Source organism: Nocardia sp. NPDC003183, from assembly GCF_053590715.1.
In genome coordinates this window covers 100,595-115,791 of sequence record NZ_JBSFTG010000014.1, presented here as the reverse complement: position 1 = coordinate 115,791, position 15,197 = coordinate 100,595, and the positions used below count along the sequence as shown (strand labels likewise).

The 15,197-nt window shown below is 67.7% G+C and carries 13 protein-coding genes; 6 read left to right on the top strand and 7 right to left on the bottom strand.

From position 1 onward, the window contains the following. Window positions 1–35: 35 nt before the first annotated feature. Window positions 36–1,322, bottom strand: coding sequence for an ergothioneine biosynthesis glutamate--cysteine ligase EgtA (egtA, locus tag ACWDXS_RS28995; protein ID WP_378993187.1), 1,287 nt, complete (start codon window positions 1,320–1,322; stop codon window positions 36–38). A 122-nt stretch (window positions 1,323–1,444) separates the two neighbouring features. Here egtA and ACWDXS_RS28990 point away from each other — a divergent pair, with 122 nt between their 5' ends. Then, the gene (locus ACWDXS_RS28990) at window positions 1,445–2,623 is read left to right on the top strand and encodes an aminotransferase class V-fold PLP-dependent enzyme (protein ID WP_449970406.1); all 1,179 of its coding nucleotides are present in this window, start codon (window positions 1,445–1,447) and stop codon (window positions 2,621–2,623) included. Here ACWDXS_RS28990 and ACWDXS_RS28985 read toward each other — a convergent pair. Further along, entirely contained in the window at window positions 2,613–3,173 is a 561-nt protein-coding gene (locus ACWDXS_RS28985; RefSeq protein WP_387445831.1) for a TetR/AcrR family transcriptional regulator, read from the bottom strand. The genes ACWDXS_RS28990 and ACWDXS_RS28985 overlap by 11 nt on opposite strands. Before the next feature lie 97 nt (window positions 3,174–3,270). On the opposite strand from ACWDXS_RS28985, the gene ACWDXS_RS28980 reads away from it, so the two are divergent. Together ACWDXS_RS28980 and ACWDXS_RS28975 are read left to right on the top strand one after the other, a co-directional pair. Then, window positions 3,271–3,927, top strand: a complete 657-nt coding sequence (locus ACWDXS_RS28980; RefSeq protein ID WP_378993191.1) for a lysophospholipid acyltransferase family protein — start codon at window positions 3,271–3,273, stop codon at window positions 3,925–3,927. A 122-nt stretch (window positions 3,928–4,049) separates the two neighbouring features. Next, a complete protein-coding gene (locus ACWDXS_RS28975) occupies window positions 4,050–5,693 on the top strand; it encodes a fatty acyl-AMP ligase (protein ID WP_378993194.1) in 1,644 nt (547 codons plus the stop codon). Between the two features lie 42 nt (window positions 5,694–5,735). On the opposite strand, the gene pth is transcribed toward ACWDXS_RS28975, so the two are convergent. Continuing rightward, complete coding sequence (pth, locus tag ACWDXS_RS28970; protein WP_379318384.1) at window positions 5,736–6,314, bottom strand: aminoacyl-tRNA hydrolase; 579 nt, start codon at window positions 6,312–6,314, stop codon at window positions 5,736–5,738. A gap of 21 nt (window positions 6,315–6,335) precedes the next feature. Further along, the gene (locus tag ACWDXS_RS28965) at window positions 6,336–6,953 is read right to left on the bottom strand and encodes a 50S ribosomal protein L25/general stress protein Ctc (protein WP_378993198.1); all 618 of its coding nucleotides are present in this window, start codon (window positions 6,951–6,953) and stop codon (window positions 6,336–6,338) included. Between the two features lie 482 nt (window positions 6,954–7,435). Here ACWDXS_RS28965 and ACWDXS_RS28960 point away from each other — a divergent pair, with 482 nt between their 5' ends. After that, on the top strand, window positions 7,436–9,076 hold the full coding sequence (locus ACWDXS_RS28960) for a peptide chain release factor 3 (RefSeq protein ID WP_378636033.1): 1,641 nt from the start codon (window positions 7,436–7,438) through the stop codon (window positions 9,074–9,076). A gap of 19 nt (window positions 9,077–9,095) precedes the next feature. Here ACWDXS_RS28960 and ACWDXS_RS28955 read toward each other — a convergent pair whose 3' ends face one another. Beyond that, window positions 9,096–9,662, bottom strand: a complete 567-nt coding sequence (locus ACWDXS_RS28955; protein ID WP_449970612.1) for a nuclear transport factor 2 family protein — start codon at window positions 9,660–9,662, stop codon at window positions 9,096–9,098. A 240-nt stretch (window positions 9,663–9,902) separates the two neighbouring features. Continuing rightward, entirely contained in the window at window positions 9,903–10,775 is an 873-nt protein-coding gene (locus ACWDXS_RS28950; protein ID WP_378993200.1) for an Abi-alpha family protein, read from the bottom strand. A gap of 405 nt (window positions 10,776–11,180) precedes the next feature. On the opposite strand from ACWDXS_RS28950, the gene ACWDXS_RS28945 reads away from it, so the two are divergent. Then, a complete protein-coding gene (locus tag ACWDXS_RS28945; RefSeq protein WP_378636028.1) occupies window positions 11,181–12,395 on the top strand; it encodes a hypothetical protein in 1,215 nt (404 codons plus the stop codon). Beyond that, entirely contained in the window at window positions 12,386–13,288 is a 903-nt protein-coding gene (locus ACWDXS_RS28940; protein ID WP_449970401.1) for an Abi-alpha family protein, read from the top strand. The genes ACWDXS_RS28945 and ACWDXS_RS28940 overlap by 10 nt, the downstream gene beginning before the upstream one ends. Window positions 13,289–13,346: 58 nt before the next feature. Here ACWDXS_RS28940 and ACWDXS_RS28935 read toward each other — a convergent pair whose 3' ends face one another. Then, window positions 13,347–15,137: an ABC-F family ATP-binding cassette domain-containing protein gene (locus ACWDXS_RS28935; RefSeq protein WP_378993202.1), complete on the bottom strand. Its 1,791-nt coding sequence runs from the start codon at window positions 15,135–15,137 to the stop codon at window positions 13,347–13,349. Window positions 15,138–15,197 lie beyond the last annotated feature (60 nt).

Sequence of the window (15,197 nt, the reverse complement as noted above, 5' to 3'; positions counted from 1 at the left end):
AGCGGCATGCCGACCACGCGCGGCCGGCGAGATCATCACGACCCGCCCGCGCCGTTGCGTGCCGAGTCGACCTCGGCGAGTGGACTGCGGCCCGCACTACATCGGCGGGCCGCGGCGGCCAATTCCGCGGCAGCGGAGGGTGTTCGCGCATGCGCGGCGGCCAGGTCGAGCACGTCTACCGCAGCGCGGCGCAAGTGTGGGTCGAGCAGGCCGCAACGCGCCGACGTCAACCACTCCCCCGCGGTGGGCGCGGCGAGGGCTGTCGCCTCGGCGACGACAGCGGGGGTCGACAGCAGCGCGTCGAACAGGTGGATCGGGGTGGTCCACGCTTCACCGGGCTGGGTGTCGAGGTAGCGGACCTCGAGGTGACCGGACGCTCGGACCGGGGGAAAGAGGGTGGTCAGGTGGTAGTCCAGATCGGCGCGGGTCGGGCGGCGGCCCACTTCGTCGTCGAGGGCGCCCGACAGCCAATCGGCGAAGGTGGCGCCGGGAGGCGGGGACCAGTCGGCATCGACATCGGTGCAGCGCACACACAGCAGCGGCACGTCGAGAGCCCAGTGGGCATACGAGGTGATCGGGTCCGCCCAGTCGGCCACCGGGGGTCTGGAACGGGCAGGGTCGAGGCGCAACCAGGTGCGCATTCGCTGAGACGCCCAGTCGCCGCGCGGTACGCCGTGCAGGCGCGGTGAGCAGGCGAAGGCGGCGATGAGGGTGGGGCCGAGGACGTAGAGGGCGGTCCAGCGCGCCCGCACCTCGGCGGGATCGGCGCCGGCGTCCACGCTGACCTGCGTGGCGGCGGTGTTGCACATCATGAGGGTGCCGAAGGGGCCGACGCCGTCGAAATGACGTTCCATCGCCGCGTAGCGGGGCAAGCGGAGCAGGCGCTCGGCGGGACGGCCCGCGTCGGCGGCGGCGGCGAAGATACTGATCTCCTGGGCGGCGAGCAGGTCCCGCAAACGGGCCGCATCAGCGCGTAGATGCTGCGTCAGCGCGGCCGGATCAGCGAACGGTGCGCTGGAAAGTTCTATCTGACCACCGGGTTCGACGGTGACCAGGCTCCCGCCGGGCAGGGGAACCGCGGCGGAAGCGGGGGCGAGGGAGGTCGGTGCATGCGGCCCGAGGGCCGCTGCCAGCTGGTCGAGCGAGGGCCGCGAACCGGTGGGACCAGCGGTGAGCCACTCCAGTTCGGCGCCGATCAGCGCAGGTGGACCGAGCTTGAAACAGACGCCGCCGACATAGGCCTCCGCCGCCGCCCTCGACGACATTTCGCCCTGGTCGGGGGCATAATCGGGCCACGACGAACGTTCCAGGGTGACCGCCATACCAACCTCCACGTGCTGCGTGCTGCCGGGGAACCTGCGTTTCGCTCATTCCAGAGTAGCGAGGTCCACCGACAGAAAAAGTGACCAAAAGGGGAACGACTCGGGGCGCTATCGTCGTCACCATGCTTGACCTCGCCGCGATCAGAGCCGACACCGCAGGACTTGCCAACGGTCAGGTCTTCCTCGACAGCGCCGGATCGTCGCTGCCGCCGAAGATCGTCCTCGACACGATGATCACCCATTTACACCGCGAAGCGGAGATCGGTGGCTATCGGGCGGCAAATGAGCGTCTGGGCGATCTCGCCGCGGTGAAGACCTCGATCGCCACGCTCATCGGCGCCACGCCCGGAACCATCGCCCTCAGCGACAGTGCGTCCCGGTCATGGGCCGATTTCGCCTATTCGGTACCACTGCGCCCCGGCGACCGGATCCTGATCTCCGGCGCCGACTACGCCAGCAACGCGATCGCCGCACTCCAGCGCGCGAAGCACACCGGTGCGGTGGTCGAGCGCATTCCCAGCGACGACACCGGCCGCCTCGACACCGACGCGCTCGCCGACATGCTCGACGAACGCGTGCGGCTGGTTTCGCTGCAACACGCCCCGACCAACGGCGGCCTCGTGAACCCGGTCGCCGAAGCCACCCGAATCGCCCACGAAGCCGGTGCGCTGGTACTGCTCGACGCCTGCCAGTCGACCGGCCAGCTGCCCATCGACGTCATCGAACTCGGGGTCGACGCCATGTCGACGACCGGTCGAAAGTGGTTGCGCGGCCCCCGGGGCACCGGCTTCCTGTATGTCCGTTCCGAATTGGCGCAGACCATGGAACCGGCCCGCCTCGACCTGCACAGTGCCGCGTGGGTAAGTCCCGGCGAATATCGTCTGGCCGACGACGCGGCCCGGTTCGAATTCTGGGAGTGCGGTGTCGCCGCCCGCCTCGGTCTCGGCGCCGCCGTCGACTACCTGCTCGAGCAGGGACCCGACGAGGTCTACGCGGCCGTGGCCACCCGCGCCGAGTTCCTGCGCAAGACCCTGCCGGAACTGCCCGGCGTGACCGTGCGCGATCTGGGCACCGAGCACAGCGGCATCGTCTCGTTCACCGCCGACGGCCACGATCCCGAACAGCTGCGCGATCGGCTCGCCGAGCACGCGATCACCGTCACCGTCAGTCACGCGGGCTCCACCCTGCTCGACATGTCCGAGCGCACCCTGCCCGCCGTGCTGCGGGCCTCCCCGCACTATTTCGTCAGCCCGGCCGACCTGGACCGCTTCGTCGCGACGCTGGCCGACCTCACCCGCTGAGTCCCGCGAGGTGCTCGCGGACGATCCGGTCCACGAGCACCCGCGGGTCCTGGTCGGGGGCAACGATCTCCAGCGTCCGGTTGACGGCGATCGTCGCCAAACCGTGCACATTGGTCCACAGGGCCAGCGCGCGCTGCGGCGCCGACTCCGGCGCCACCGCCGCGACCAACTCCACCACCTGCCCGTACAGCGGCCGCGTCGTCGCCCGCAGATTCTCGCCGGAGCCCGCCAGCAGATCGTGGCGGAACATCAGCGTGAACATCTCGGGCCGCGACACCGCGAAATCCACGTAGTCAACGGCCATTCGACGTAACCGTTCACGCGGGTCGTCGATCGTGGCGAGCATCGAGAACCGCTCGATCAGCTCCCCGAATCCGCGCGCCGCGATCGCCGCGAGCAGCGCCGCGTGCGTGGGAAACCACCGCCGCGGCGCGCCGTGGGAGACGCCGGCGGCCCGCGCGATCGCACGCAGCCCGAGTGCGCCGAAGCCGTCGGTTTCGAGCAGATCGACACCGACGTCGACCAGGCGCTCGCGCAACGATTCAGGCATACCGGCAATTCTGCACACCCGTTCACAGACCTTCGCGGTCGCCTGCGTAGACAGTGTCTACTAGTCTGCGTAGACACTGTCTACGAAGGGTCTGCCCATGTGGTACCTGCTGTGCAAATACGTCCTCATCGGCCCGGCACTGCGCCTGCTCGGCCGCCCGCACGTCGAAGGGCTGGAGCACATTCCACGCACCGGCCCGGTGATCATCGCGGCCAATCACCTGGCCTTCATCGACTCGCTCTACCTGGCCCTGGTGATCCCGCGGCCGCTCACGTTCCTGGCGAAGCAGGAGTACTTCGCCGGCACGGGGTTGCGTGGGCGATGCAAACGCTGGTTCTTCACCGCCGCGGGCCAGGTACCGGTGGACCGCACCGGCGGCGACGCGGCCGCCGACGCGCTCGCGGCGGCCACCGCGATCCTCGACGGCGGCGGCGCCTGGGCAATTCACCCGGAGGGCACACGGTCACGGGATGGCAGGGTCTATCGTGGTCGCACCGGGGCGCTGCGCGTTGCCATGGCCACCGGGGCACCGGTGGTGCCCGTGGTCCTGGACGGTACCGATCGCATGAATCCTCGCGGTCGGAAACTGTTGCGTTTCACCAAGGTACGCATCACCGTCCACCCCGCGCGGCACTATCCCACAGCTGTTCATCACGCCCAGGTCAGAGCGGCAACCGACCTGCTGATGCGGGAAATTGCCACGCTATCGGGTAGACCATACGTAGACCGCTACGCAGCCACCTTCGCTGGCTAGGGCGCAACAGCAGGGGTGCTGGGGCGTCAGCCCGGGTTAACACGCGTGGGGCGGGGCGGGATTTCTTGTTGGGAGTGCAGAGCACGGCCGTAACCGATCGTTGGCGTAAAGGGAGACCGACGTTGAGCAGGTTCACCGACGAAATGTTTGGCACAGCGTTGACCAGCTCCAAGGGGCTGGTCACCGGAGAGCCGGAGGCACCACTGCGGCAGACCTGGGGGGACATTCATAGGCAGGCGCGGCGGATGGCGGGTGGTCTCGCGGACGCCGGGATCGGGCACGGCGACGCCGTCGGCGTGCTGGCCGGCCTGCCGGTCGACATCGCGCCTGCCTGCCAGGCCATCTGGATGCGTGGCGCTTCCATCACCATGCTGCATCAACCGACGCCACGCACCGACCTCGCGGTCTGGGTGCGTGACACCGAAACGGTGCTGCACATGATCGACGCGAAGGCTGTCGTACTCGGCGCGCCGTTCGCGGCGGCCGAGCCGGTGCTGCGGGAACGCGGAATCATCGTGGTGCCGGTCGAGGACCTGCACCGAGGTGCCGATACCGATCCGGTGCCGACCACCGAGGGCGATATCGCGTTGCAGCAGTTGACGTCCGGTTCGACCGGATCCCCCAAGGCCGTCCGGATCACCCACGGCAACTTCAACACCAACGCGTACGCGATGTTCAACCGGGTCAAATTCCAGCTCGACGACGACGTGATGATCAGCTGGCTGCCGCTGTTCCACGACATGGGAATGGTCGGATTCCTTAGCGTACCTATGCAATTCGGCGCAGAGGTGGTGTGCGTGACGCCACTGGACTTCCTTGCCAGGCCACTGCTGTGGGCCGAGCTGATCGACAAGTATCGCGGAACTGTCACCGCCGCGCCGAATTTCGCGTACTCCCTGCTGGCCCGGCGCCTGCGTCAGGCCGAACCGGGCTCCCTGGATCTGTCCAGCGTGCGTTACATGTGGAACGGCGCCGAACCGGTCGATCCCGACACCATGATCGCCCTCGCGGCGGCGGGCGACCAGTTCGGGCTCAGCCCGATGGCACTCACGCCGGTGTACGGCATGGCCGAGACCACCCTGGCCGTCTCGATTCCCGACCCCGGCAACGGGCAGGTGCTCGACGTGATCGATGCCGACCTGCTCGAGGTCGTCGGCAAGGCGGTACCGATCGCCGAGGACGGCCACCACGGCACCCCGCGCAGGCTGCCCACGCTGGGGCACCTGGTCGACGATCTGGAGGGGCGCGTCGTCGACGCCGAACGTCAGCCGCTGCCGGTCCGCTCGGTCGGCGTCATCGAATTGCGCGGCCCCGCTGTCACTTCGGGCTATGTCACCGTCGACGGCTTCCGCCCCGCCAAGGACGCCGACGGCTGGCTCGACACCGGCGATATCGGCTACTTCACCGAAGACGGCCTGATGGTGGTGTGTGGGCGCATGAAGGACGTCATCATCATGGGCGGGCGCAACATCTATCCCACCGACATCGAACGAGCCGCACTGCGCGTACCGGGCGTGCGCCCCGGCAACGCGGTCGCGGTGCGCCTCGACGCGGGGGAGAAACGCGAAAGCTTCGCGGTGGTGGTCGAATCCAACGACTACCAGGAGGCCGACGAGGTGAAGCGCATCGAGCGCGAGATCGTCCACGAGGTCTTCGCCGAAGTGGGCTCGCGCCCGCGCACCGTGGCCGTGCTCGGCCCCGGAGCTCTCCCGAAGACCTCCTCGGGCAAACTCCGCCGCTCGGCCACCGCGGTGCACCTGCGCTGAGAACGAACTCGGCGCGCCAAGTGCCTTGGCGCGCCGAGTGTCTCAATGCAGGTTGTTCTGGGCTGCTTCCAGCCCGACCTTCAGCAGCAGCTCCACCGCGTCGGCGGCCTGCTCCACGATCACCGGAACCTCTTTGCGCTCCGGCGCGGCGAAGGGCTTGAGGACGTAGTCGGCCGGATCCTGTCGACCGGGCGGGCGCCCGATCCCGATCCTGGTCCGTAGATATTCCTTGGTGGTCAACGCCTGCGAGATAGACCGCAGCCCGTTGTGACCACCCTCGCCGCCGCCCTGCTTGAGCTTGAGCGTCCCGAACGGCAGATCCAGCTCGTCGTGGATCACGATCACCTGGTCCACCGGCACCGAGAAGAACTTCGCCAGCGCGGCTACCGGCCGCCCGGACAGATTCATATAGGTGCGCGGCTTCGCGATGAGGATCTGACGCCCGTCCAATCGCGCCTGGAGCAGATCGGCACCGGACTTCTTGTGCACGGCAAAACGGCCGCCGACGCGCTCGGCGAGCACATCGGCGACCAGGAAGCCCACATTGTGGCGGGTGCGCTCGTACTCGGGGCCTGGGTTACCCAGTCCGACTACGAGCGCGGGCCCGGAAGATTCGGTCACAGGCCGAACCGTAGCGCAGTCTTACTCGGACTCGGGAGCGGTCTCCGCGGTCTCGGCCTCGGCGCCTTCGCCCTCTTCGTCCAGCTTGGCGGCCGACGGCGCTTCGATCACGTTGACGATCAGCGACTCCGGGTCGCCGGCCAGGGTGACACCGGCGGGCAGCGCGATGGAGCCGGCCAGGATCTGGGTGCCCGCCTCGATGCCCTCGACCGAAACCTCGATGGTCTCGGGGAGCTTCATCGCGTCGGCCTCGATCGACAGGGTGTTGGCTTCCTGGGTGATCAGGGTGCCGGAAGCGGCCTCGCCGGTGACGACGACGTTGACGTCGGTGGTGACGCGCTCGCCACGCTTGACGATCAGCAGGTCGGCGTGCTCGATGTAGCGACGGATCGGGTGCACGACGACCGACTTGGTCATCGCCAGCTGCGGCTGGCCGTCGATCTGCAGGTTCAGGATGGCGTTGGTGCCGTGCAGGCGCAGGATCGCGGCGAACGCCTTGGCGTTCAGCGACAGGTGCTGCGGCTCGGCGTGGTGGCCGTACAGCACGGCGGGCACGTTGCCGTCGCGACGGGTGCGGCGGGCGGCACCCTTACCGAATTCGGTGCGGACGGCAGCTTCGATCAGATTGGCGTCGGACATACTGAATGCGCTCCTACGGCTGGTCATGGGTGACCCAACTCCGGGGTCAAGGTCTACTCGTCGGACGAAAGAACGAACGAGGACGGCCCAAACAAACTCAGCCGAGCCGCGTCGATCACGGTGTGCGCACCAAACGGGCACTCACCCTCGCCGAGACAACCCGCCAACCATACCGCATAGCAATCCGCGATCTGAAACCGCCATGACCGCACTCCGAACCCCCACCTGCGACCCATAGGGAGCAGCGGCCACAAAGTGGCCGGTCGCGGCCGGGTCGCCGGTCAGCCGCCGGGGCGTACGCGACGAAGGAGCAAGCCCCGGTGGCTAACCGGCGGCCCCCAGGGGCCGCGACTCGAGCGCGCCAGCGCTCCAAAAAACACAGCGTCAAACCTCCTGGGACTACCGAACAATTGATCCCCCCTGTGACCACCCCTTCAGCCCCTCGTACCCTGGAAAGGCTGCCCCCACCGAAAGGCTCCCCTTTGTCCGAGTCCGGAGAGAACGTCGCCCCCACCCCCCGCGGGTTACCCGCCGAGGTGGCCCGTCGGCGCACGTTCGCCGTGATCTCGCACCCCGACGCGGGTAAATCGACGCTCACCGAAGCGCTGGCCCTGCACGCCAGGATGATCTCCGAGGCGGGCGCCATCCACGGTAAGGCCGGTCGCAAGTCGACGGTGTCGGACTGGATGGAAATGGAGAAGGCGCGCGGTATCTCGGTCAGTTCGACCGCGCTGCAGTTCAACTACCGCGCCGCCGGGTCCGATATCGACAATGTGATCAACCTCGTCGACACCCCCGGCCACTCCGATTTCTCCGAGGACACCTACCGGGTGCTCACCGCCGTCGACGCGGCGGTGATGCTGATCGACGCGGCCAAGGGCCTCGAGCCACAGACGCTCAAGCTGTTCCAGGTGTGTCGCCACCGCGGCATCCCGGTGATCACCGTGATCAACAAGTGGGACCGGCCGGGTCAGGCCCCGCTCGAACTGCTCGACGAGATCAGCGAGCGGATCGGCCTCACCCCCACACCGCTGTTCCTGCCGGTCGGCATCGCGGGCGATTTCCGCGGCCTGCTGCGTCGCGGACCGGAAGGCGAGGCCGCCGAGTACATCCACTTCACCCGCACCGCCGGTGGCGCGACCATCGCACCCGAGGAGTACCTGACCGCCGACGAAGCCGAAGCCCGCGAAGGTGAGGCGTGGACGACCGCGGCCGAGGAGAGCGAACTGCTCTCGGCGACCGGGCAGGACCACGATCAGGAGATGTTCCTGGCGGGCCAGACCTCGCCGGTGATCTACGCCTCGGCCATGCTGAACTTCGGTGTGCGCCAACTGCTCGAGACGCTGGTGCAGCTCGCGCCCGCGCCCGGCTCACGCGAGGACGTGACGGGCAAGGAACGCACGACCGGTGACCCGTTCAGCGCGGTGGTGTTCAAGGTGCAAGCGGGCATGGACACCGCCCACCGCGACCGGTTGGCGTTCATGCGGATCGTCTCCGGCGAATTCGAGCGCGGCATGGTGGTGACCCACGCGCAGACCGGTCGCCCGTTCGCCACCAAATACGCGCTGACGGTCTTCGGCCGCGAGCGCACCACGGTCGACACGGCCTACCCCGGCGATGTGGTCGGCCTGGTCAACGCCACCGCGCTCGCGCCGGGTCACACGTTGTTCGTCGAGAAGAAGGTGGAGTACCCACCGATCCCGAGCTTCGCCCCCGAGCATTTCGCGACGCTGCGCGCGCAGAGCGCGGGCAAGTACAAGCAGTTCCGCAAGGCCATCGACCAGCTCGATTCCGAGGGCGTGGTGCAGGTGCTGCGCAACGACGCGCGCGGTGACGCCACCCCGGTGCTGGCCGCGGTCGGTCCGATGCAGTTCGAGGTGGTCACCGCACGGATGCAGGGCGAGTTCAACGTCGAGACCCAGCTGGATTTCCTGCCCTTCACGCTGGCACGGCGCACCGACGCGGAGTCGGCGCCCGAGCTGGATCGCCAGCGCGGGGTCGAGGTGTTCACCCGCACCGACGGCGTGATCCTGGCGCTGTTCAGCGACAAGTGGCGGCTGCAGTACATCGAGAAGGAACACCCGAAACTCACGCTGGAACCGCTGGTCGCGACCGCGGACTGACGCTGTCTGGGCCGGAGGTTCAGGCGGCAGGCCCGGGATTGCGTTCCACCGAGGAGATGTGGTTCTCCTGGGCGATCATTCCCCAGCGGCTCGCGGTGAGCCGCAGGCTGGGCAGATCGCTGAGCGAGAGCACTACTTCGTAGGTGCGCTCGTACCCGGTGTGCGAGATGCGCCAGTGCCCGTCCTCGCAGCGCACATAGCTGTCGGTATAGAAGGCTGCGCCGCGCAGACACATGTTGTGTTCGGGAATGATCACCGTGTCGGCCAGGTACCAGGTGCCGGAGGCGGTGTCGCCGTCGACATCGATCTCGGGGTGGTCGCAGCGATGCTCGGTGATCACGTGCGGTCCGAGGGTGTTGCGCAGGAAGGCCAGGAAGGCCTCGCGCGACTCGAACTGCAGATACTCGCTATAGGTGGCGGTCGCCTCGGGAACCAGGGTGTCGGCGAACTCGTCCCACGATTTGGTGTCCAGGCTGCGCAGATAGCGGTATTTCAGCCTGCTGATCGCGATGCGATCGTCGGGGTCGTCCGGCGGGCGCTCGATGGATGCGGGCTGTTCGTCGTCGTCCGACGGCGCTGTCACCATCCATGCCTCCCCCGAGTCCGACCCGGCGACCAACGGCTCGTCCTCGCCGGGCAGCACCGGCGCAGGCCCTGCCCACGCGGCCGCGACAGGTTCGTCGACGTGCACGTTCGGTGATTCCGGGCCCTGCTCCATTTCTCCACGATCCCACCAGAAACGGCTCGCCGCCCGTTCTGTATCAGATCGCTATCACTGCCGAAACCGGAGTGTGACCTCCGGCGCCGGCCTGCCCGGCTGTCTGAGCTACCCGATGGTGAAGCAGGTGCGGCAGAAATCCTCGCCGAATTCCGACAGACGCAGGCTCTTGCGCACGATCTTGGGCGCGCGGCCCGCCTTCTTGAGCGCGTGTTCCACGACGGGCTGTACTTCCAGCACCATGTACCGGCTCAGCACCACCGGATCGTCGGAGGTGAGCGTGAGGCCGAGGCGGTTGAGATTGATCAGGTAGGACCGAGCGCGGTCCGGGTAGCGCACGCCCGCCTGTTCGGGGACCGAGGTGAGGTCGCCCTGCACCAGCTCCGAGCCGATGCCGAGCGGGCGGTTGGTGCGCACGTCGACCGAGGGTTGCGGACCGTTGAGGGCCATGAATCGCAGGATGCGGGCCTCGTCGGGAGCGACCTCGTCGAGGATGCGGTCGTAGGCCGGGTGCACGTCCTCGGTGAAGTACACGTCGGCCGAGCGGGCCAACAGCGCGTCGCCGCGTCGCCGCAGGTCATCGGTAGTGGCCGAGCGCAGGTACGGGCCGACGGTGATGGCCTGCTGCGACGAGCCGTTCGGCGTCGGCACATAGCTGACGATCTCGCGCACCGACCCCTCGGTGACGCCGAGTGCGCTGCGCGCGATGGAGCGCAGGGCATTGCCGGTGCGCTCGGCGATATCGGCGGAGGATTCGCCGTCCAGCGCCGCCTGCGCCAGCTCCTTGGTGACCTCGTAGGTGGTGCCGACAGCCCATTGGCTGCCGCGCACCGCGGTACCGGCGGCCAATCCGGCGGCGCGGAAGACGCCACGGATCAGCCGTGCTTCATTACTGATCTGTCGCTGCTCGACGTCCGAGCTGCGCTCGACGGCGCGGGTACCGGCACGGGCCAGGTCCTGTCCGGTCCTGTCGTCTGTCACGTCCTACTCCGAAGTCTCGCCATGTGAACAGTGCCACCACCTACCGCGCGTCCCCTCTGCACGGTATTTGTGGCCTGTCACGAAAGGTAGTGGTGGTCATTGTGTCCGACTCGCCAAGACGAGTACGTCATTCGGGACAGGTTCTGTGACTGATGTCTCAGACACTACCCTGTGGCCTGACACACGACGAATGGACCCAGTTCCTCATCTCACAGTAGGGTCACCTCGCCGCGGGGGTGATAAATTTTTGGTTCTCGGTGAGGCGGTGGTCACCGGGTATCGGCAGGAGGGCGTGTCGTGTTGGAGAGTGTGTTCGGGTTACACCCGACACTCCTGCTAGAAATTCTGACCATTCCTCTTTTCACAGGAATTATCGGTTACATAACCAACTGGTCCGGCATTCTCATGCTGTTCCAGCCGATCAAATTCCACGGATTCCGACTGCCCGGTCTGCGCGCGGTCTTCCCTTATCTGCCCAAGCGGATCCAGGTATTGCCGCTGCTCAGCTATGACGGCCGGATCGGCTGGCAGGGCATCGTGCCCTCGCGTGCCGACAAGATGGCCAGCATCGCGGTCGACAAGGGCCTGTCCAAGCTGGGCAGCGTCGCCGACTTCTATCGCGAGCTCGACCCGGAGAAGCTGGCCGAACATCTGGCCGAGGTGGCCGACGCGCAGATCCGCGACATCGTCGAGGTGATCTTGCGCCGCGAGCATCCCCAGCTCTGGTACAACCTGCCTGTTCAAGTCAGGGAGATGATCCATCAGCGGGTGCGTTCGCAACTGCCGGAGATCCTGCGCGACCTCACCATGGAACTCGGCGCCAATATCGATCAACTGCTAGATGTGAAGCAGATGGTGATCCGCTACTTCCAGGCCCGACCCCAATTGCTCAACCAGCTGTTCCAGGTACTCGGCGCCAAAGAGCTTCGGTTCATGCAGAACTTCGGCTTCTACTTCGGCGCACCCTGCGGCCTGCTGCTGGTGCTGGCACTGCACACCACCGGGCTCTCGGCGCTGGTCGTGCTGCCGGTCGGCGGGATCATCATCGGCTGGGTGGTGAACTGGATCGGGATCAACATGATCTTCGCGCCCGCCACACCGAAGTGGTGGTGCCCGTGGCGGCAGGGTTTGCTGATCAAGCGCCAGCCCGAAATCACCGCGGGTTACGCGGCATTGGTGTCCACCGAGGTCGTCACGGTGGCCAACATCGGCGACGAACTGCTCAACGGACCGCGCTCGGACCGGACCCTGCAGATGCTCGAGGACACCCTGCGCCCGGCCGCCGACCGTGCGCTCGGGCCCGCGCGGCCCGCGGTGAAATTCATGCTCGGCAGCCGCGAATACGACTCGCTGCAAACAACTCTCACCACGCAAGCCATGACGATCGCGCCCATGGCGTTCGCCGACCCCGCGTTCAATGCTCAGCAGAGCAGGCAGGTCAACGATTACATCGCCCGGCAAATGTCCGCACTTTCTCCCCATGACTTCGTGGACATGCTGCGCTCGGCGATCAAACAGGACGAATGGTTGCTTTTTGTCCATGGCGGCGCGCTGGGACTGCTCGCCGGATACGCTCACATCCTGGTCTTCGGAACAGGAGTAGCGACGACATGGATGTAGACGACGGGACCCCGTCCACCGACATGGTGCGACGATCGGTACCGCCGCTCGAGGTATCCCCCGACAGGCGTGGCCTGCTGCCCGTCTCACCGGTGCGCACGGTTCGGGCTGCGACCGGGGTGGCGCGCGTCGCGCTGACCGCCGCCTCGGGAATGACGCTGTGGACCCTGGACACCGCGCTCGGGGTGACCGTCACGGTGTTGCGCGGCAGCATGGCGGGCAACCCGCCCAACGAGGTGCTCGCCGAAGCGGAAACCGAAGTGCGCGACCGGCTCCGGCACGCCCTCGGCCTGCCGACGGGCGCCGAACACCACCACGAGGACGGCACGCCGACTCTGCGTGAGCAGGGCGCCGAACTACTGCGGCTGTCCGCCAGCACCACCGCCGCACAGCCCGACACCCATCCGGCCTATCCCGGGATTCTCGCCGAGATCACGCCGGACGAGGCACGGATCCTGCGCTTCCTGCACGTCGACGGGCCGCAGCCCGCCATCGATGTGCGCACCGGGCGGCAGCGGGCGTTCGGTGGCGAGCGGTTGATCAGTGGACTGACGATGCTGGGCGACCACGCCGGCCTGCGGTTTCCGAACCGGGTGCCGCAGTACCTGCCCAACCTGCGCAGGCTCGGGCTCATCGAGTCCACCCGCGAACCCGTCGGCAACCCGCACCGCTACCAGGTCATCGAGGCCCAGGAGCAGGTGCGGGAGGCGTTGAAGCGCCCTGGTTTCGGTACGAAGGTGAGCTACCGCAGCATCCTGCTCACCGAATTCGGCGCCGACTTCGTCCAGACGTGTTTACCGGTCGTCATCAACGACGGCCGCGAAACCACTGGTCCGCCTCCCCGCGACTTCGGGCCGGACTCGAGTGCGCGGTCACGGAGCGTCGGCGGCTGACAGCAGGACTCCCGCCGAGTCAGCCCGTACCCCGGGAGCTACCCATGTGCGTGCGAGATCACTGGTCGGCGGCTTCTGCCAATTCCATCCAGCGCTCTTCCGCCGCTTCTTTTTCGGCGACAACTTCCTTCAGCTCGGCTCCCAGCTTGACCAGCTTGTCCGGGTCTGTCGCGGCGTCGGCGAGGGCGGCATGGAGTTTCTGTTCGCGCTCGTCGAGTTTGGCGATGCTGCGTTCGACCTTCGACAGTTCCTTGCGGGCGGCGCGGCGGTCGGACGAATCCGTCGAGGTGCCACCGGTCTTCGCGGTGAGCGGCTTGGCGTTGCCTGCCATGGTGGCGCGCTTGGCGAGGTAGGAATCGATGCCGCCGGGCAGGTTGGTGAGTTTGCCGTCGCCGAACAGGGCCCAGGTGGAGTCACAGATGCGCTCAACCAGGTAGCGGTCGTGACTGATGACCACCAGCGTGCCCGCCCAGTTGTCGAGCAGATCCTCGAGCTGCTGCAGGGTGTCGATGTCGAGGTCGTTGGTCGGCTCGTCGAGCAGCAGCACGTTCGGTTCGGCCATCAGGATGCGGGTGAGCTGCAGGCGACGGCGTTCACCACCGGAGAGGTCACCGACCGGGGTGCGCTGGCGGGCCGGGGTGAAACCGAGCCGTTCGGCGAGCTGACCGGCCGAGATCTCCTTGTCGCCGAGCATGATTCGCTGTGCGACCTGCTGCACGGCCTCCAGCACTCGCATATCGGTGGGCAGGTCGTCGAGTTCCTGCCGCAGCCAGCCGATCTGCACGGTCTGGCCCTGGATCCGCTTGCCCTTGGCGGGTTCGGTCTCCCCGGCCAGCGCGCGCAGCAGCGTGGTCTTGCCCGACCCGTTCACACCGACCAGGCCGACCCGCTCGCCCGGCGCGAGTCGCCAGGTGAGGTCGTCGACCAGCACCCGGCCGTCGGGGGTGGTGAGGGCGGCATCCTCGAGTTCGATCACCACGCGGCCCAGGCGCTTGCGGGCGAACGCGGCCAGCGAGACCGAGTCGCGCGGCGCGGGCACATCGGCGATCAGTGCCTCGGCGGCCTCGACGCGATAGCGCGGCTTGGAGGTGCGGGCCTTGGCGCCGCGCCGCAGCCAGGCCAGCTCCTTGCGGGCCAGGTTCTGTCTGCGCGACTCCGAGGCGTCGGCCTGACGTGCGCGTTCGGCGCGGGCGAAGATCCAGTCGCCGTAGCCGCCCTCGTAGGTCTCCACCTTGCCGCCGACGACCTCCCAGGTGCGGTTGGCGACGGTGTCGAGGAACCAGCGATCGTGGGTCACGACGACGAGCGCGGTGCGCCGGGCGACCAGGTGTTCGGCCAGCCACTGCACACCCTCGATGTCGAGGTGGTTGGTCGGCTCGTCGAGGACCAGCAGGTCCAGGTCGCGCACCAGCGCCGCCGCCAGGGCGACGCGGCGGCGTTCGCCACCGGAGAGGTTCGTGACGAGGGTGTCCAGGCCCAGATCGGCGATGCCGATGCCTTCGAGGATCGAGCGCACGCGCGAGTCGGCGGCCCACTGGTGGTCGGCGATGTCGGCGGTCGACAGGTCGTCGGACAGCCCGGCGAACACGATCGAACCGATGCTGGCGCCCTCGGGCAGCACGCCGCGCTGGGTGACCACGGCCATCCGCAGCCCGCCCACTCGGCTCACCCGGCCCTTGTCGGGCGGCTCCAGTCCGGTCAGGACCTCGAGCAGCGTGGTCTTACCGCCACCGTTGAGGCCCACCACCCCGATCCGTTCCCCCGCGTGAATTCCGAGGGAGACGTCATCCAGCAACGGCTTGACGCCGAAGCTCTTGGAGACCTGTTCCAGGTTGATCAGGTTGGGCATTGCCGCCTCTCCGCGACTTCAGGCCAGACATAGGTGCGGGGTTGCGGTGCGTCGGCGTCC